Source organism: Streptomyces sp. R41 (assembly GCF_041053055.1).
In the GTDB taxonomy this organism is placed as follows: Bacteria; Actinomycetota; Actinomycetes; order Streptomycetales; family Streptomycetaceae; genus Streptomyces.
This window is the reverse complement of record NZ_CP163443.1, coordinates 5,093,534-5,110,783: the sequence shown is the minus strand read 5'-3', so window position 1 is coordinate 5,110,783 and position 17,250 is coordinate 5,093,534. Positions and strand designations below refer to the sequence as shown.

Annotated in this window: 15 protein-coding genes, 2 tRNA genes and 1 riboswitch; of the genes, 11 read left to right on the top strand and 6 right to left on the bottom strand. The window is 70.5% G+C overall.

The window, feature by feature from the left end; all coding sequences use genetic code 11:
* Positions 1–55 precede the first annotated feature (55 nt).
* On the bottom strand, positions 56–1,651 hold the full coding sequence (locus AB5J53_RS23390) for a metallophosphoesterase (protein ID WP_369247623.1): 1,596 nt from the start codon (positions 1,649–1,651) through the stop codon (positions 56–58).
* Positions 1,652–1,823: 172 nt separating this feature from the next.
* Here AB5J53_RS23390 and AB5J53_RS23385 point away from each other — a divergent pair, with 172 nt between their 5' ends.
* The 6 genes from AB5J53_RS23385 to AB5J53_RS23360 all read left to right on the top strand — a co-directional run bounded on the left by AB5J53_RS23385 (position 1,824) and on the right by AB5J53_RS23360 (position 7,304).
* Positions 1,824–2,174 (top strand): metallopeptidase family protein, encoded by a 351-nt coding sequence (locus tag AB5J53_RS23385; protein ID WP_369247622.1) that lies wholly within the window; start codon positions 1,824–1,826, stop codon positions 2,172–2,174.
* Between the two features lie 85 nt (positions 2,175–2,259).
* Positions 2,260–2,772 (top strand): hypothetical protein, encoded by a 513-nt coding sequence (locus AB5J53_RS23380; protein WP_369247621.1) that lies wholly within the window; start codon positions 2,260–2,262, stop codon positions 2,770–2,772.
* Between the two features lie 350 nt (positions 2,773–3,122).
* Positions 3,123–5,303: a DEAD/DEAH box helicase gene (locus AB5J53_RS23375; RefSeq protein WP_369247620.1), complete on the top strand. Its 2,181-nt coding sequence runs from the start codon at positions 3,123–3,125 to the stop codon at positions 5,301–5,303.
* 24 nt (positions 5,304–5,327) lie between these two features.
* Positions 5,328–5,537 carry a hypothetical protein gene (locus AB5J53_RS23370; RefSeq protein WP_369247619.1) on the top strand — a complete coding sequence of 70 codons (210 nt, stop codon included), beginning with the start codon at positions 5,328–5,330 and terminating at the stop codon, positions 5,535–5,537.
* A gap of 49 nt (positions 5,538–5,586) precedes the next feature.
* Positions 5,587–7,122 carry an amino acid permease gene (locus AB5J53_RS23365; protein WP_369247618.1) on the top strand — a complete coding sequence of 512 codons (1,536 nt, stop codon included), beginning with the start codon at positions 5,587–5,589 and terminating at the stop codon, positions 7,120–7,122.
* Between the two features lie 109 nt (positions 7,123–7,231).
* Positions 7,232–7,304, top strand: a tRNA-Lys gene (locus AB5J53_RS23360).
* Between the two features lie 53 nt (positions 7,305–7,357).
* Here AB5J53_RS23360 and AB5J53_RS23355 read toward each other — a convergent pair.
* The 3 genes from AB5J53_RS23355 to AB5J53_RS23345 form a co-directional block, all read right to left on the bottom strand.
* A complete protein-coding gene (locus AB5J53_RS23355; protein ID WP_369247617.1) occupies positions 7,358–7,912 on the bottom strand; it encodes a DUF6817 domain-containing protein in 555 nt (184 codons plus the stop codon).
* Between the two features lie 86 nt (positions 7,913–7,998).
* On the bottom strand, positions 7,999–8,625 hold the full coding sequence (gene ribA, locus AB5J53_RS23350; RefSeq protein ID WP_369247616.1) for a GTP cyclohydrolase II: 627 nt from the start codon (positions 8,623–8,625) through the stop codon (positions 7,999–8,001).
* 126 nt (positions 8,626–8,751) lie between these two features.
* Entirely contained in the window at positions 8,752–9,261 is a 510-nt protein-coding gene (locus tag AB5J53_RS23345; RefSeq protein WP_369247615.1) for a MarR family winged helix-turn-helix transcriptional regulator, read from the bottom strand.
* A gap of 138 nt (positions 9,262–9,399) precedes the next feature.
* Here AB5J53_RS23345 and AB5J53_RS23340 point away from each other — a divergent pair, with 138 nt between their 5' ends.
* The 5 genes from AB5J53_RS23340 to AB5J53_RS23320 all read left to right on the top strand — a co-directional run bounded on the left by AB5J53_RS23340 (position 9,400) and on the right by AB5J53_RS23320 (position 14,605).
* A complete protein-coding gene (locus tag AB5J53_RS23340; protein ID WP_369247614.1) occupies positions 9,400–10,545 on the top strand; it encodes a dihydrofolate reductase family protein in 1,146 nt (381 codons plus the stop codon).
* A gap of 93 nt (positions 10,546–10,638) precedes the next feature.
* Positions 10,639–10,712, top strand: a tRNA-Met gene (locus tag AB5J53_RS23335).
* Between the two features lie 137 nt (positions 10,713–10,849).
* Entirely contained in the window at positions 10,850–12,052 is a 1,203-nt protein-coding gene (locus AB5J53_RS23330) for a PP2C family protein-serine/threonine phosphatase (RefSeq protein ID WP_369247613.1), read from the top strand.
* Positions 12,053–12,285: 233 nt separating this feature from the next.
* Positions 12,286–12,442: riboswitch (cyclic di-AMP (ydaO/yuaA leader) on the top strand.
* Between the two features lie 11 nt (positions 12,443–12,453).
* The gene (locus tag AB5J53_RS23325; RefSeq protein ID WP_369247612.1) at positions 12,454–13,491 is read left to right on the top strand and encodes a M23 family metallopeptidase; all 1,038 of its coding nucleotides are present in this window, start codon (positions 12,454–12,456) and stop codon (positions 13,489–13,491) included.
* Positions 13,492–13,660: 169 nt separating this feature from the next.
* On the top strand, positions 13,661–14,605 hold the full coding sequence (locus AB5J53_RS23320; RefSeq protein ID WP_369247611.1) for an aldo/keto reductase: 945 nt from the start codon (positions 13,661–13,663) through the stop codon (positions 14,603–14,605).
* A 188-nt stretch (positions 14,606–14,793) separates the two neighbouring features.
* Here the strand turns inward: AB5J53_RS23320 and AB5J53_RS23315 are convergent, their stop codons facing one another.
* Positions 14,794–16,116, bottom strand: coding sequence for a PrsW family intramembrane metalloprotease (locus AB5J53_RS23315; RefSeq protein ID WP_369247610.1), 1,323 nt, complete (start codon positions 16,114–16,116; stop codon positions 14,794–14,796).
* 103 nt (positions 16,117–16,219) lie between these two features.
* Complete coding sequence (trmB, locus tag AB5J53_RS23310) at positions 16,220–17,101, bottom strand: tRNA (guanosine(46)-N7)-methyltransferase TrmB (protein ID WP_369247609.1); 882 nt, start codon at positions 17,099–17,101, stop codon at positions 16,220–16,222.
* Positions 17,102–17,250 lie beyond the last annotated feature (149 nt).

Below are 17,250 nucleotides of genomic sequence, written 5' to 3'. Positions count from 1 at the left end.
GCGCGTCGGGGACGTGAGAAGCATATGGGATGGCGGGAGGTATCGCCAAAACGGTTTACGGGGTGGTTCCGGAGGGGGTGGGGGACTGGGTCGTGGGCAGGCCGGCGCCCGGCTGGTTCTCCTTCGGCAGGTGGCGGCTGACCTCGGCCGTTGTCAGTCCCAGGCCGCCCAGCTTGATCTCGTCCCAGGCCTGGAGACGGCGGGTGTCGCGGTCCATGTAGAGGATCGAGGCCTCGATGGGGTCCGGGTACTTGCCCTCCACGGCTCGCAGGCCGCTGCCGCCCGTCGAGCCTTCGATGCGCAGGCGCGTGCCGTACTTCATGACCTCCATCTCCTCGTGGTGGAGGTGGCCGGCCAGCACCATCGGCACCTCGCCGTCCGTCTCGCGCGCCGCCGAGGGCTCGTGGGCGATGGCGATGTCCACGGGAGTGCCCGCCGCCCGCTGGTCGTGCAGCGCGGACGCCAGACGTGCGCCCGCGAGCTCCTCCGCCGGGTTGCCGCCCGGTGTGACCGCGCGGTCGGGGGTGAACTGCGGGTCGCCGATGCCGGCGAAGCGGAGGCCCGCGACCGTGACCGCCCGGCCGTTGTCCAGGACGTGCACGTTCTTCGTGTGCTTGAGGTAGCGCTGGGTGAGGAGGGAGTCGTGGTTGCCGCGGACCCAGATGTACGGGGCTCCGAGGTCCGCGATCGGGTCCAGGAAGCCGTTCTCGGCCGCGGTGCCGTGGTCCATCGTGTCGCCGGAGTCGACGATCACATTGATGTCGTACTGCTTCACGAGCGAGGCGATGATCTTCCAGCTCGCCGGGTTGAGGTGGATGTCCGAGACGTGCAGAACCCGGATCGTGGACGGGTCGGGCTGGTACGTCGGGAGCGTGGACGTGACGTCGTACAGCTTCGTCACGTTCGTCACCAGGCGCGCCAACTCCTTCTGATAGACGTCGAATTCGCTCACGATGCTGCGGGCGTTGCCGACGAGGGAGGGCGCCGAGGAGAGAAGTCCGGAGAATTTCGGTTCCAGGACCGAGTTCGGGTTCCAGGTGGCGAACGCCGTCGCTCCGGACGCGGCCAGCAGGGTGAGTGCCAGGCCGCCCGCGGCGAGGGCGCGGCGCGGGCGGCGGTAGACCGCGAGGCCCAGGGCGCTGGCCCCGGAGACGACCGCGATGCAGGACCGTACGGCCAGGTCGAGGGTGCCGCGCTCGACGTCCTGCGCGACCTCGTCCTGCAGGCCGGACAACCGCTCCGGGTGGTCGACCAGGGCCTGGGAGCGGACCGGGTCGAGCTGGTCGACGTCCACGTCGAGGCGGAGCGGTGCCTCGTGGCTGCGCAGCTCCAACGCGCCGAGCGGGGAGACGTTGATCTTCGTGCCGCCGGTGAGGGAGGGACGCAGGGTCATGGTGGTGTTCATGGGGCCGACCGGGACGCGTACGTTCCCCACGATCAGCAGTCCCAGCCAGGCGCCGAGGAGGACGACGCAGAGGAGGCCGAGCGCGCGGGGGTAGGGGTGCGGCTGGGGGACCAGCTCGACCGCGGGGAGCGCGCGGCGGTCACGGTAGCGGCGGGTCAGGGCACGGGTCGCCGTACGGGCGCGGCTTCGTATGCGGTGCGCGGCGGCGGTTGCGGCGGCGGTTACGGCAGCGGGGACGCGGGCCATTGGTCCCGTATGCCCAAGTGCGCGGGTGGGTATGCCGGGCGCGTTCCGACTGTCGGACGGGCGCCGTGACTCTCGTACGGCGTCGCCATGAGCCTCGTACGCGGTGGTCGTCACTCTCGTAGGGCGCTGTCGCCGACTCTCCTACGGCGGCGTCGTGCCGGACAATGGCCGTGTGCTGGAGATGACGCGCGAGGAGTTCGAGGAACTGGTCGCCGAAGCCCTGGACCGGATTCCGCCGGAGCTGACGCGGCTGATGGACAACGTGGCGGTGTTCGTCGAGGACGAACCGCCCGCCGAGGATCCCGGGCTGCTCGGGTTGTACGAGGGGACTCCGCTGACGGACCGTGGGGAGTGGTACGCGGGGGTGCTGCCCGATCGGATCACGATCTACCGGGGGCCGACTCTGCGGATGTGCGACACGCGCGAGGACGTGGTCGCGGAGACCGAAGTGACCGTGGTTCATGAGATCGCCCATCACTTCGGGATCGACGACGCGCGGTTGCACGCGCTCGGGTACGGGTGACGTTCCCTTGCGGGGCGCGTGTCTTCTTGTGGGCGGCGGGAGTTGGGCAGGGTGACTCCCGTTCCGCCCTCGGAGGTGGCTGCCCGTGCGCGCCTTGTACGTACCCGTCCGTCTGGCCGCCACGGTCATGGTCGTCGTCGCGGCCGCCGGTTGTATGAGCGTCGGTGACGACGGGAAGCGGCCCGGGTCCTCGTACTCGGCGGGGCAGCGGGGTGGGGAGGCGCCCGACGGGGGCTCCGCGGTGAGCGGGGGCGGCGCCGGGTTCCGTGGGGGGAAGGACGCGAAGGGGTCCGCCTCCCCGAAGCCCGGTGAGTCCGAGTCCGGGAAGGCTTCGGCTTCGGCGTCGGCCTCTGGAGGTGCGAAGCCGTCCGCCAAGGCTCCGGACAAGGGTGGGAAGGGGCAGACGGAGGTGCCGGCGCCGCCCCAGGGGGAGCCGAGTCCCACGCGTACGACCGCGGAGCCGACGCCGCCGCCTCCGCCCGCGTCGTCGCCGCCTGCGTCCGATCCGGCTACGGCGGAGCCGTCGTCCTCGGCGCACGAGCAGGCGACCCAGTTGGTGGAGCGGGAGCCGGCGCCCGAGGCGGGGTCGCCGGTCTAGGGTTTTCGCCCCCTCCGCCCCTGCCCATTCCCGTACCTGGGGGCTGCGCCCCCAGACCCCCCGGGTGGTTCTTTCGCCGCGGGTGCGTGGGGGCTGGTCGCGCGGTTCCCCGCGCCCCTTGCGCGGCGAAAGATGCCCTGACCTGCGGCGTTGGGGGTCAGTTTGCCTTCAGGGGTGGGGGGTGCGTATGGTGGTAGATCGTTTGATCCCATTTGCCCGGCGCCAACGCAGAGAGCGCCGCGTGTGGCGCGTACTCTCCCTTGCCGTGGCCGGACCGCATAGAGGCGGTCGATTGCGACTTCACGGAGTTTGGGCGCGTGCCGTAGAACTCCGGAAGGTTCGCATTTCGCATGTCTGTTTCCAGTACTGATCACGTCGTCGTGCCCGAGAACAACGAGAACGTCGACACCGAGGGCGTCCTGGCCGTCGAGGCCGTGGAGTCCACCCCCGAGATCACCTTCGCCTCGCTCGGCCTGCCGGACGGCGTCGTCCGCAAGCTCGCGCAGAACGGCGTGACCACCCCCTTCCCGATCCAGGCGGCGACCATCCCGGACGCCCTGGCCGGCAAGGACATCCTCGGCCGCGGTCGCACCGGCTCCGGCAAGACCCTCTCCTTCGGTCTGCCGACCCTGGCGCAGCTCGCCGGCGGCCACACCGAGAAGAAGAAGCCGCGCGCCGTCATCCTCACGCCGACCCGTGAGCTGGCCATGCAGGTCGCCGACGCGCTGCAGCCCTACGGCGACGTCCTCGGCCTGAAGATGAAGGTCGTCTGCGGCGGTACGTCGATGGGCAACCAGATCTACGCCCTGGAGCGCGGCGTCGACGTCCTCGTCGCCACCCCGGGCCGGCTGCGCGACGTCATCAACCGTGGCGCCTGCTCGCTCGAGAACGTCCAGGTCGCCGTCCTCGACGAGGCCGACCAGATGTCCGACCTGGGCTTCCTGCCCGAGGTCACCGAGCTGTTCGACCAGATCCCGGCCGGCGGCCAGCGCATGCTGTTCTCGGCCACGATGGAGAACGAGATCTCCACGCTGGTCAAGCGCTACCTGACCAACCCGGTCACGCACGAGGTCGACAGCGCCCAGGGCAACGTCACGACGATGTCGCACCACATCCTCATCGTGAAGCCCAAGGACAAGGCGCCGGTCACCGCCGCGATCGCCTCCCGCAAGGGCCGCACGATCATCTTCGTCCGCACCCAGCTGGGCGCCGACCGCATCGCCGAGCAGCTGCGCGACGCCGGTGTGAAGGCCGACGCGCTGCACGGCGGCATGACCCAGGGCGCGCGGACGCGGACGCTGGCCGACTTCAAGGACGGCTACGTCAACGCGCTCGTCGCGACCGACGTCGCCGCCCGCGGTATCCACGTCGACGGCATCGACCTGGTGCTGAACGTGGACCCCGCCGGTGACCACAAGGACTACCTGCACCGCTCCGGGCGTACCGCCCGTGCGGGTCGCTCCGGCACCGTCGTGTCGCTGTCGCTGCCGCACCAGCGCCGTCAGATCTTCCGGCTGATGGAGGACGCGGGCGTCGACGCCGCGCGTCACATCATCAACTCCGGTACTGCCTTCGAGCCCGAGGTCGCCGAGATCACCGGCGCCCGCTCGATGACCGAGGTCCAGGCCGAGTCGGCGGGCAACGCCGCGCAGCAGGCCGAGCGTGAGGTCACGCAGCTCACCAAGGAGCTGGAGCGCGCGCAGCGTCGCGCCGCCGAGCTGCGTGGAGAGGCCGACAGGCTGATCGCCCGTGCCGCGCGCGAGCGGGGCGAGGACCCGGAGGCCGCGGTCGCCGCAGCCGCCGAGGCCGTCGTCGAGCAGGCCGCGACCGAGGCTCCGGCCGAGGTGCCTGCCGTGTCCGAGCAGCCCGCCGAGCGTCCGGCGTACGAGCAGCCGCGTCAGCGCCGTGACGAGCGGGGCAACTTCGAGCGCCGTGACGACCGTCGGGACGACCGCGGTGGCCGTTCCTTCGAGCGTCGTGACGACAACCGGGGCGACCGTGGCGGCTTCCGCCGTGACGACCGTCGTGACGACAACCGTGGCGGCTTCAATCGTGACCGTCGGGACGACCGTGGTGGCCGTTCCTTCGAGCGCCGTGACGACCGTGGTGGCTTCAACCGCGACCGCCGGGACGACAACCGTGGCGGCGGCTTCCGCCGTGACGACCGTCGCGACGACAACCGTGGCGGCTTCAACCGCGACGACCGCGGCGACCGCCCCGGCTTCAACCGTGACCGTCGGGACGACCGTGGTGGCCGCACCTTCGAGCGTCGTGACGACCGCCCCGGCTTCAGCCGTGACCGTCGGGACGACCGTGGCGGCCGCACCTTCGAGCGCCGCGACGACCGTGGCGGCCACCGTGGCAGCGACCGTCCCTTCAACCGTGACCGCCAGGACAACCGCCCCTCCAGCGGCTTCCGTTCCGGCAGCCACGACCGCCCGAACGGCCGTCGTGACGACCACCGCGGCACGGGTACCGGCACCGGTTCCTTCCGCCGCGACGAGAAGCCGCGCTGGAAGCGCAACGGCTGACGTTCAGTGATGTAGTGAAGTGAAGTGGCCTCCGCCCGGTTCCGGGTGGAGGCCACTTTTCTGTGCACCCCTGCAGGATCAGCCGACTTCGGTGGGGGATGCGACGGCTGGGTCCGGGTCGACGCCTGGGACGGTTCCGGCAATCTCTACCGCAACGACGGCAAGGGGAACGGGTCGTTCGGTTCACGGGTGAAGATCGCGAGCGGCTGGCAGGACTACAAGGGTCTCTTTTAGCCAATCGGTCGGCGCATGTCATGCCCTCGGCGCGGGAATCGCTGGGGGCATGACAGATGACGCCATAGCGAGTGGGCTGTCGGACGAAGAACGGCTTGCCCAGCTCGGCTACACGCAGGTTCTCGCCCGCCGCATGTCGGCGTTCTCCAACTACGCGGTCTCCTTCACCATCATCTCCGTCCTGTCGGGCTGCCTGACGCTGTATCTGTTCGGCATGAACACCGGCGGTCCCGCCGTGATCACCTGGGGCTGGGTCGCGGTCGGACTGATGACGCTGTTCGTGGGTCTCGCGATGGCCGAGATCTGTTCGGCCTATCCGACGTCGGCCGGGCTGTACTTCTGGGCGCACCGGCTCGCTCCGGAGCGCAGCGCGGCCGCCTGGGCGTGGTTCACGGGATGGTTCAACGTCCTCGGCCAGGTCGCGGTGACCGCCGGCATCGACTTCGGCGCGGCATCCTTCCTGAGCGCCTATCTGAACCTTCAGTTCGACTTCGAGGTGACGCCGGGCCGCACGGTCCTCCTCTTCGCCGGAATCCTGGTCCTGCACGGCCTGCTGAACACCTTCGGCGTCCGGATCGTCGCCCTCCTCAACAGCATCAGCGTGTGGTGGCACGTGGTGGGTGTCGCGGTCATCGTGGGCGCGCTCGCCTTCGTACCCGACCACCACCAGTCGGCGTCCTTCGTGTTCACGAAGTTCGTCAACAACACGGGTTGGGGCAGCGGGGTGTACGTCGTCCTGATCGGTCTGCTGATGGCGCAGTACACCTTCACCGGCTACGACGCCTCCGCCCACATGACCGAGGAGACCCACGACGCGTCCACGGCCGGCCCGAAGGGCATCGTGCGGTCCATCTGGACGTCATGGATCGCCGGCTTCGTCCTGCTCCTCGGCTTCACCTTCGCCATCCAGTCGTACGACAAGGAGCTGGGCTCGGCGACGGGCGCGCCCCCGGCCCAGATCCTGCTCGACGCGCTGGGCGCCACGGCGGGCAAGCTCCTGCTGCTGGTCGTGATCGGCGCACAGCTCTTCTGCGGGATGGCGTCCGTCACGGCCAACAGCCGTATGATCTACGCCTTTTCGCGCGACGGCGCGCTGCCCTTCTCGCACGTGTGGCACACGGTCAGCCCGCGCACGCGTACCCCGGTGGCGGCGGTGTGGCTGGCGGCGCTGGGAGCGCTGGTGCTCGGCCTCCCATACCTGATCAACTACGCGGCCTACGCGGCCGTGACCTCGATCGCGGTCATCGGGCTCTACGTCGCGTACGTCATCCCGACGCTGTTGCGGGTGCTCAAGGGCGACGCCTTCGAGCGCGGGCCCTGGCACCTGGGCCGCTGGTCCCGTGTCGTGGGCGTGATCGCGGTCGCCTGGGTCGTGGTGATCACGATCCTGTTCATGCTGCCCCAGGTCTCGCCGGTCACCTGGGAGACCTTCAACTACGCCCCGGTCGCCGTCCTCGTCGTCCTCGGCTTCGCGGCGGCCTGGTGGCTGGCCTCGGCGCGCCACTGGTTCCTCAACCCCGCCCACGAACGCACCATCGCCCGCGAGCAGGCCCGCAAGGGCGCGCCCGAACCGGTCGATCCCTGACCTTGCACGCTTTTGGCGTGGCCGGGTCCCCGATACCCGATCGGAGTCCCGGCCACGTCCGGCTATGCTCGGGGATGCATCGGCACGGGATCGATACGGGCCGGTGCGTGGACCCTTAGCTCAATTGGCAGAGCAGTGGACTTTTAATCCATTGGTTGTGGGTTCGAGTCCCACAGGGTCTACCGCGCACAGCGCCCCGCACGGCTTCGGCCGGGCGGGGCGCTGTTGTCGTTGGTCAGGCGGTGAGCAGGGTTTTCTCGCAGTCGCGCCAGGCGTGGTCGCTGAGCAGCGGGCGGAAGCGGGTGAAGAGGGCCAGCAGGTCGGGGCCCCACTGGGCTCGCCCGTGCGGGTTCTCGTCCACGAGGTCCAGTTCGTTGGCGGCGGTGAGTTCGGCGAAGTCGCGCAGCCGCGGCAGGGCGGGGGCCCAGGTGTGGCCGGTGAAGCGGTCGCGGAAGGCCGGGGACTCGGACGCGAGGGTCGGATACGAGGCCGTCCGGTCGCAGCTCGCGTAGAAGTGGACCTGGGCTTCGGCCTCGGCGCCGATGACGGCGGCCAGCTCGGCCCGGCGGTCGGTCGGGAGCAGGGCGGTGGCGAAGCCGTCGGTTCCGTAGAACGCGTGACAGAGCCCGGCGAGTTGGAGCGCGGGGCGTGCCTCCCAGCGGGCCAGCCGGTCCCGCACGCGCACCAGGTGCGCCATCAGGGTGCCGCCCGGATGATCGATGCGCTCCGCACCCAGCTCACGCAACAGGTCGATGGCTTCCGAGACGCTCTGCGCCGCCGCGTCGTCCACGGGCCGCTCCTCCTGACGGGGCCTGCCGCCCCTCTTGGGAATCCTCGACCGGGACAGCGGGGCAGTCAATCCGTGGACCGGGGGTGTCAGCCCGCCGTGAGTTCCGGCAGCGGGAGGGTGTGCTGGGTCTGGAGGACCTTTGCGCGGAGGTAGCGGACGTTATGGGCCGTGGTGAAGACGCCGGTCGGGACGCGGTGGGAGACCGTGATGCCGAGATCGCGGAGCTGGTCGGCCTTGTCGGGGTTGTTGGAGAGCAGGTCCAGGGAGTCGATGCCGAGGGCTTGGAGCATCTGGGCGGCGGCCGTGTAGTCGCGGCCGTCCTCGGGCAGGCCGAGGGCGGCGTTGGCGGCGTAGGTGTCGAGGCCCTGGTCCTGGAGGGCGTACGCGTCGAGCTTGTTGTAGAGGCCGATGCCGCGGCCCTCCTGGCGGAGGTAGAGCAGGACGCCTCCGCGGTCGGCGATCTGTTCCACCGCCTCGCGCAGCTGCGGGCCGCAGTCGCAGCGGGCCGAGCCGAAGACGTCGCCGGTCAGGCACTCGGAGTGCAGTCGCACCAGCGGGTCGGCCCCGGGGTTGCCGAGGACGACGGCCAGGTGCTCCTTGTCGTCGGCGAGGCCGTGGAAGGTGACCAGCTCCGCGTCGACCGAGTAGCCGTCGCCGAAGCGCAGGGGGACCGTGACGCGGGTGCGCACGGTGGCGGTGGGGTAGTCGCGCATGTTGTCTCTCCGGTCCGGTCCAGCGGGTTCGCCGACAATGCTTCAGATTTGAAGCATGTCCTTGGAGAGAGACAGTACATGTGCTTTAAAGTTCAAGCAACGGACTTTACCCGCCCCTCGCGACCCTCACGATGTGGAGGAACGCCGCCGCCACGGCAGATCTTCCCCGCAGACACCGGAATTTTCGCCCTGAATCGCCCGCGCGATGCTCCCGCAGATCTCTTCCAGCTGCCCCACCTGCTCGGGCGTCAGATGATCGAAGAGCGCCGACCGCACCGTCTCCACATGCCCCGGCGCCGTCCGCTCCAGGACGGCCATGCCCTCGTCCGTGAGGACGGCGACATGGCCTCGCTTGTCGGTGGGGCAGCCCTCGCGCCGTACCGCGCCGTCGTTCTCCAGCCGCGTCACTGCGTACGTCAGCCGGCTGCGGGTGATCTTCAGTATCTCGGCGAGCTCGGTCATCCGCAGCCGCCGGTCCTTCGCCTCGGACAGCATGGCCAGGATGGAGTAGTAAAGGTGGGGCATGCCCGCCTCGGCCTGGAGCTGGCGGTCGATCGTGTCCTCCAGGAGCGAGGAGGCGGAGACGTACGAGCGCCAGGCGCGCTGTTCGGCGGGGGAGAGCCAGCGGGTCGTCATGCCGCCAGTCTAGGTATTGTTTAAAAGTTGAACCACAGGCCTTGAATCAACCGTACGAGTCACCGCGTGCTCGAACCGTACGAGCCACCGCGAGTCCTTGAACCGTACGAGCCACCGCGAGCTGGAGGGTCCGCCCCCATGCCCCACCCCTACGTCCTGTTGTCCGCCGCCGTCTCCCTCGACGGTTTCCTGGACGACACAGGCCCCGAGCGGCTGCTGCTCTCGGGCCCGGCCGACTTCGACCGGGTCGACGAGGTACGGGCGTCCAGCGACGCGATCCTCGTCGGCGCGGGCACGCTCCGCTCGGACAATCCACGGCTCCTGGTCAACTCCGCCGAGCGGCGCGCGGCGCGGGTCGCCGCCGGCCGCCCCGAGTATCCGCTGAAGGTCACCGTCAGCGGGTCCGGCGACCTCGACCCGGCGGCCCAGTTCTGGCACACGGGCGGCGAGAAGGTCGTCTATACGACGGACAAGGGCGCCGCGAGGGCGACCGAAGCCCTGCGCGGACTCGACGACGGGCTCGGCGTCGACGTCGTGTCGACCGGTCCAGAGCTCGACTGGCGTGTGCTCCTGGAACACCTTCATGACGTACGAGGTGTGCGGCGCCTCATGGTCGAAGGGGGCGGACGGGTGCACACCCAGCTGATGCGGGAGGGGCTCGCGGACGAGCTGCAGCTTGCCGTAGCGCCGCTCTTCGTGGGGGAGCCCGACGCGCCACGGCTGTTCGGACCCGGGGCCTATCCCCCCGGGCGGATGCGGCTGATGGAGACCCGGGCCGTCGGGGACGTCGTCCTCATCCGGTACGTCCCCACCGCGCCCGGAGTCGGGGGGCTCGCCGCCGCCGCGGACCGGCACTGGCTGAGGCTCGCGTGCGAGCTGGCCGCGTTGTGCCCGCCCTCGGAGACCGCGTTCAGCGTGGGCGCGGTGGTGGTGGCCGCCGATGGGACGGAACTGGCGCGGGGGTACTCCCGTGAGGGCGGTGACTCCGTGGTGCACGCCGAGGAGGCGGCGCTCGCCAAGATCGACCCCGCGGATCCGCGTCTCGGCTCGGCCACGGTGTACAGCAGCCTGGAGCCCTGTGCCCGTCGGGCCTCCCGGCCCGCGCCGTGCGCCCGGCTGATTCTCGACGCGGGGGTACGGCGGGTTGTCACCGCCTGGCGGGAGCCCGACACGTTCGTCGCCGGGGCCGACGGGAACGGGCTCCTCGTGGCCGAGGGCGCCGACGTGGTCGTACTCCCGGAGTACGAGGAGCGGGCCATGGCGCCCAACCGGCACCTTTTGTGAATCCCGCCGACACCTGCCGCTGAGGCATGCGCGGGGGCGCGTTTAAACGTGTGTGCTTCGGGTCCCGCGGATGGCGTACACTGGTTTCAACGACGCGGGGTGGAGCAGCTCGGTAGCTCGCTGGGCTCATAACCCAGAGGTCGCAGGTTCAAATCCTGTCCCCGCTACTGAAGGCCAAGGGCCGGAACTCGGATTCACGAGTTCCGGCCCTTGGTGTTTGCCGGCCACGGCCTCATACGTCCCCACATCCCCCGGTCGGTCCACACCGGTCGCCCCCCGCTCCCGCTCCGGGAAGCCTGGACGGGTGGGGCAGCAAACAGGCGAGCAGCGGGCCGAGGGCCCGTACGACCGGTCCGGTGGACGGCTGCCCGGCGATCCCGTGCCCGACCCCGGCCTCGATGACACCCCGCCCCGCGGCCCCGCGGACCCGGGCAGGCGCAGGATCTCGAAGGCGCGGGCCTTCGTCCGGGCGCTCCCCGCGCTGCTCATCGTCGTCGGGGCCTTCTACGACTACTTCACGCCGTCGGACTTCACCGCGTCCCCTCTCTTCACGGCCGCGCCGCTCGTGGCCGCGCCCCTGTACTCGCTGCGCGGCACGGTGCTCACCGGTGTCGCGGCCATCGCCGCGGTGCTCACGATCCACATCAGGCTCAGCATCGTCCTGAACGTCGGCTCGGTCACCGAAGTGGTCACGGTGGCCACGGCCGGCGTCCTGGCCGTCGTGATCAACATCCTCGTCCGCCGCAGCGACGCACGGCTCGCCACGGTCCGGGAGATCGCCGAGTCCGCCCAGCGCGCCGTGCTGCCGGAACCCGACGAGCGGATCGGCGGCCTCGAGGTCGCGGTGCGGTACGAGGCCGCGCAGGCGGACGCGTTCATCGGTGGCGACCTGTACGCGGTGCAGGACTCCCCGCACGGCGTACGGCTGGTCGTGGGCGACGTACGCGGGAAGGGCATGGGCGCGGTGGCCGCCGTCGCCGTCGTCATCGGGGCGTTCCGGGAGGCGGCCGAGCAGGAGGCGACGCTGGAGGCGGTCGCGCAGCGTCTGGAGCGCGCGCTGGCGCGCGAGGGCACCCGGCGCGACGGCCTCGACGCCTTCGAGGGGTTCACCACGGCCGTACTCGCGGAGATCCCGCACGGCGAGGACGTCGTACGGATCGTCAACCGCGGCCATCCGTCGCCGCTGCTCCTGCACGCGGACGGCACGCTCGTCACGCTCGACGCCGAGGATCCCGCACTGCCGCTCGGCATGGGCGAGTTGGGCACCTGGCCCGACCGGGCGGTGCGGGCCAAGTTCCCGCGCGGTGCGACGCTGCTCCTCCACACCGACGGCCTGTCCGAAGCCCGCGACGAGTGCGGGGACTTCTACGATCCCGCCGCGCGCCTCGCCGGACGGGTCTTCCCCGGTCCGGACGCCCTGCTGGCGGCCCTCGCCGAGGAGGTCCGCCGGCACACGGGCGACGGCACGACGGACGACATGGCACTGCTTGCCGTGCGGCGTTCTTGATCGTTGTCACGAGGGGTGATCGGGCGGTGTCCCTCCGCATAACGACTGACACACCGTCAACTGAATCGATGTTTATGCGACGTGGTCAACTCGCCCGATTTAGGCCGGTGGTGACCCCAAAGTCCTGGCCAAAAGCGTTAACGATCAGTCCGAACAGCTTGGAATCCGGTACCCGGGTCTATTAACGTTCGATAACGCAGCGCGGTCGTCCCAGCCGTCACAAGAGGCGGCTCCGTGCGCACGCGCCGAATCCCGCAAGGGAACCGGGGAACCACCAACTTGGGGTGAATCGAGCGTCTTTCACGGTGAACAAACCGTGGTTGACGCGCGTAGGAGACCTTCCTGCTCCGAACCCGTCAGCTAACCCGGTAGGCGAGAAGGAAGGAAAGGAGCACGCCCACGTGGCGTCCAACCGGCCTGCCCAGCAAACCTCGTTCGCGCCCAACGACACACAGCCCTTCGGCTACGCGTACGGCAACGACGAGGGTCCTTGGGAGGAGTGGAACCCCACCGAGGATTCCGTCCGTCCCGTCCGCGGCCGGCACCGCGTCAGCAAGCAGCGCGGCGGAGGACTCGCCCGCAGCTCCACGGTTCTCGGCGTAGGCGTCATCGCGGCCGTCGGCGCGGGCGGCATGGCCACCGCGGCACCCGGCAAGCCGCCGGTGTCGATCTCGCTGCCCGACCTGTCGTCGGTCACCGAATCCGCCAAGGCCCTGATATCCGACGGCGGCACCAGCGCGCCGAAAGGCTCCGCCACTCCGCTCACCAGCGCCGGTCTGACCAGCACCGACGCCGCGCAGGGCACCACCGACGCGGGCGAGGCGCTGCGCGCCCGCATCATGCAGCAGGCCGAGTCGCAGCAGGACCAGGTCGACACCGCGGCCCAGGACGCCGCCGAGGCCGCCGCCGCGAAGCAGGCCGTCGCGCTCGCCGCCAAGCAGCAGGACGACGCCGCGGCCAAGGCCGCCGCCGCGAAGAAGAAGGCGGAGGAGGAGGCCAAGGCGAAGGCCGAGGCGGAGCGTCTCGCCGAGCTCGCCAAGAGCTACTCGCTGCCCACCTCCTCGTACACGCTGACCTCGCGTTTCGGCGAGGCCGGCTCCATGTGGTCCTCCGGCTACCACACCGGCCTCGACTTCGCCGCGCCCACCGGCACGCTGATCAAGGCGATCCACAGCGGCACCGTCACGGAGGCGGGCTGGGCCGGCGCGTACGGCTACCGCACGATCCTCACCCTCGACGACGGTACGGAGCTGTGGTTCTGCCACCAGTCGTCGATCAGCGTCAGCGTGGGCCAGAAGGTCGCCACGGGTGACGTGATCGGGCGCGTGGGCGCGACGGGCAACGTCACCGGGCCGCACCTGCACCTGGAGGTCCACCCCGGCGGCGGCGACGCGATCGATCCGATGGCGTGGCTGCGCAGCAAGGGCCTCAACCCCTGACACGTACGTTCCTGATCCCCGGTGGTCCTGACGGCAACCCCCCCGACGTCAGGGCTGCCGGTCAGGCGTTTGCGGAGCCGGGTGTGCGTCGTGTGCGGAGTCGCGTGCGGGCCCAGGTGCGGAGTCGGGTCCGGAATATAACCATCCGGTACGGATGTTGAAGTTGAACATGACTTCTCTGCGCAAGTTCGGTTCCTCCGACCTCGAGGTCTTCCCGCTGTCCCTCGGTGGCAACGTCTTCGGCTGGACCGCCGACGAGGCCCAGTCCTTCGCCGTGCTCGACGCGTACGCGGCCGCCGGCGGCAACTTCCTCGACACGGCCGATTCCTACTCGGCGTGGATCGAGGGCCACAAGGGCGGCGAGTCCGAGACCATCATCGGCAAGTGGCTCAAGGCGCGCGGCAACCGCTCCGACGTCGTGGTCGCCACCAAGGTCAGCCAGCACCCCGAGTATCCGGGGCTGTCCGGCGCCAACATCAAGGCCGCGGCCGACGCGTCCCTGCGCCGTTTGGGCACCGACTACATCGACCTCTACTACACGCACTTCGACAAGCCCGAGGTGCCGGTCGAGGAGATCATCGGGGCGCTCGATGAGCTGGTGAAGGCCGGCAAGGTGCGCCACATCGCCGCGTCCAACATCTCGGCCGAGCGGCTCCAGGAGTCCCTGGAGTTCTCCGACCGCGAGGGGCTCGCGCGATACGTCGCCCTCCAGCCGCACTACAACCTCGTCTCGCGCGACACGTACGAGGGTGCTCTGCGGGACGTCGCCTCCCGCTCCGGCCTCGCGGCCGTCCCGTACTACGCTCTCGCGTCGGGCTTCCTCACCGGCAAGTACCGGCCCGGGACGACGGTGGACTCGCCTCGGGCTCAGGGGGCGGCCAAGCACCTTGAGACGGAGCGAGGGCTTCGCGTGCTCGCCGCCCTCGACGAGGTCGCCCAGGCGCACGACGCCCCTGTCGCCACGGTCGCCCTCGCCTGGCTGGCAGCCCAGCCCACGGTCGCGGCGCCCATCGCTTCGGCGCGGACGCCCGAGCAGCTTCCGGCGTTGCTGGGGGTGGGGGACCTGGTCCTGACGGACGGGGAGCTGAGCAAGCTGACGGAGGCGTCGGCGTAACCACCGGGTTTCTTCGCCCCCTCCGCCCCTGCCCATTCCCGTCCCTGGGGCTCCGCCCCAGACCCCGTTCGCGCAGTTCCCCGCGCCCCTGAAAAGGGGCGCGGGGAACTGCGCGATCCTTTGAGCGGGGGTCTGGGGGCGGCAGCCCCCAGGGACGGGACGGGAAGGGGCGGAGGGGGCGAAAAAAACTACGTGCGGTACGGGTTGTACGCGGGATATGGGGTGGCCGCGGGTCCGTAGGGGTGGCTGTACGCGTAGCCGTGGGCGGGCCACGGTGGGGGTACCGGGACCACCGGGGCCATCGCGCGGGCCGCGTAGGACAGGGCCGGGCGGGCAACATCCCGGCGGCGCCACAGCTCGTCGAGCAACTCCCGCTCCCGCACGACGAAGTCGGCACCCGCGCGCCCCCGGCGCCCCCGGTGCCGCAGAAACGCCAGAGACGTCGCATACGCCTCGTACTCCGCGACCGAGCGAGCCGCGGCCTTCCCGAAATGGTGACCGGCCCACTCGCGGGCGAGCCGCCGCGCCCGCATCGAGCCGAGCACATACGGCTCGGGCGCGCTCAGCCACCCGGCGACGGCGTACGCGGGCAGTTCCGCGCGCACGGTGCGCAGCTCCCGCTGCCGCGTCCAGATGGCCAGCCAGGTCAGCAGCCCGAACGCGGGCACCATGAACGCGGCGTACACCCCGAAGAACCCGTACTCCCCGAAGCTCGACGAGCCGTTCCAGGCGGAGTGCATGCCCATGGCGAGCAGCAGTCCGGTGAGGGGGAGCAGGACGCGGCGCAGATGCTGGCGCTCGGCGGACAGGGCCGCGATGCCGAAGCCGATGCCGGTCAGCACGGTGAACAGCGGGTGCGCGAAGGGCGACATCACCACGCGGACGAAGAAGGTCGCGGCGGTGACGGACGCGAGCCCGCGCTCGCCGCTGAGCTGGTCGGTGCCGAAGGCGGTGCCGAGGTAGAGGATGTTCTCGGTGAACGCGAAGCCGGTGGCGGTGACCCCGGCTATCACGACCCCGTCGACGATCCCGGTGAAGTCCCGTCTGCGGAAGAGGAAGACCAGCAGCACGGCCGCCGCCTTCGCGGACTCCTCGACAATGGGCGCTATGACGGTCGCGCCGAGGGTGTCGGCGCTGGAGGGATCCGCGGTCGCGGTCGCTATCCATCTGGTCGCGAAGCTGTTGGCGACGATCGCTATGAGCGCGGCCGCGCAGGCGCCCCAGGCGAAGGCGAAGAGCAGGTTGCGCCAGGGCCCGGGCTCGACCCGGTCCAGCCACCGGAAGGCGGCTATGAGGAGCGGCACGGGGAAGACGGCGAGGCCGAGGCCGACCAGAAAGCCCTCGGTGCCGGTCTGTTCGCGGACGAGGGCCAGGATCACGAGCCCGGAGATCGCGAGCAACGCGATCAACGCGCCGTACCGCGCCCACTTCCGCTGCCACCAGTGCGCGTGCCGCAGCGCACCACCGGCGGGACCGCTGGGGTGCGTCGGGTACGAGGGACAGGTGGCCACGGCATCGACCCTAACGAGGGAGGGGCGCAGCGCGCGACGGTGCCTGGTGCCGCCCGGGGGTTCCCGAGAGACGCCGGAGACTCCCGCGGGTTTCAGCGGGGCTTCAGCCGTCGACGGATTGCTGCTCCGGTTTCTGGTCCGGTTGCTGATGCTGGTCCGGGTGGTCTACGAGGTGCTGTACGCGCCGGAACAGGAGGTCGTTCACCACATGACCCTTGTCCAGTCCCTGGCCCTCGAAACGGGTCAGCGGCCGGAAGTCCGGACGTGGCGCGTAACCGCCGTCGGGCTGGGTGTTCTCGAAGTCCGGGTGCGCGCTCAGCACTTCGAGCATCTGTTCGGCGTACGGCTCCCAGTCGGTGGCGCAGTGCACCAGGGCGCCCGGCTTGAGGCGGGTCGCGACGAGGCTGAGGAACTCCGGCTGGATCAGCCTCCGCTTGCGGTGCCGCTTCTTGGGCCAGGGGTCCGGGAAGTACACGCGCAGGCCGCTCAGGGACTCCGGCTGGAGCATCTCCCTGAGCAGGATGATCGCGTCGCCGTTGCCGACCCGGATGTTGGACAGACCGTTCCGGTCCGCGAGATTGAGCAGGTTGCCCTGTCCCGGGGTGTGCACATCCACGGCGAGGATGCCGGTCTCCGGGTCCTCGGCCGCCATCTGCGCGGTGGCTTCGCCCATCCCGAACCCGATCTCGAGCACGACGGGCAGGTCGCTCCCGAACAGCTCCGCCAGGTCGATCGTCCGCTGCCCGTCGATGTCCAGCCCCCACTTGGGCCACAGCCGCTGCAGCGCGTCCGCCTGCCCGGCGGTCACGCGACTGCGACGCGGCTGAAAACTCCGGATCCGCCGCTCGAAGTGCGACCCGGCGGGGTCGGCCTTCGGTCCGTCGGGGAATCGGGGCTCCCCCTTGGCGCGGGTGTGACGCAGCGAGCCGTCAGTGGGTGAGGCGGGCTGCGGCTCTTCGGGGGCGGTAAAGGAGGACTCAGACACAGTGGGGTCGATTTTACGGCGGTTGTTCGCCCCCTCCGCCCCTGCCCTCCCCCCACTCTCGGCTTCGCTCGAGCGGGGGGACCCCATCGTCCCTGGGGGGCTGCCGCCCCCGGACCTCGCTGGGTTGTTCTTCTGGTGCGGGCCGGTGG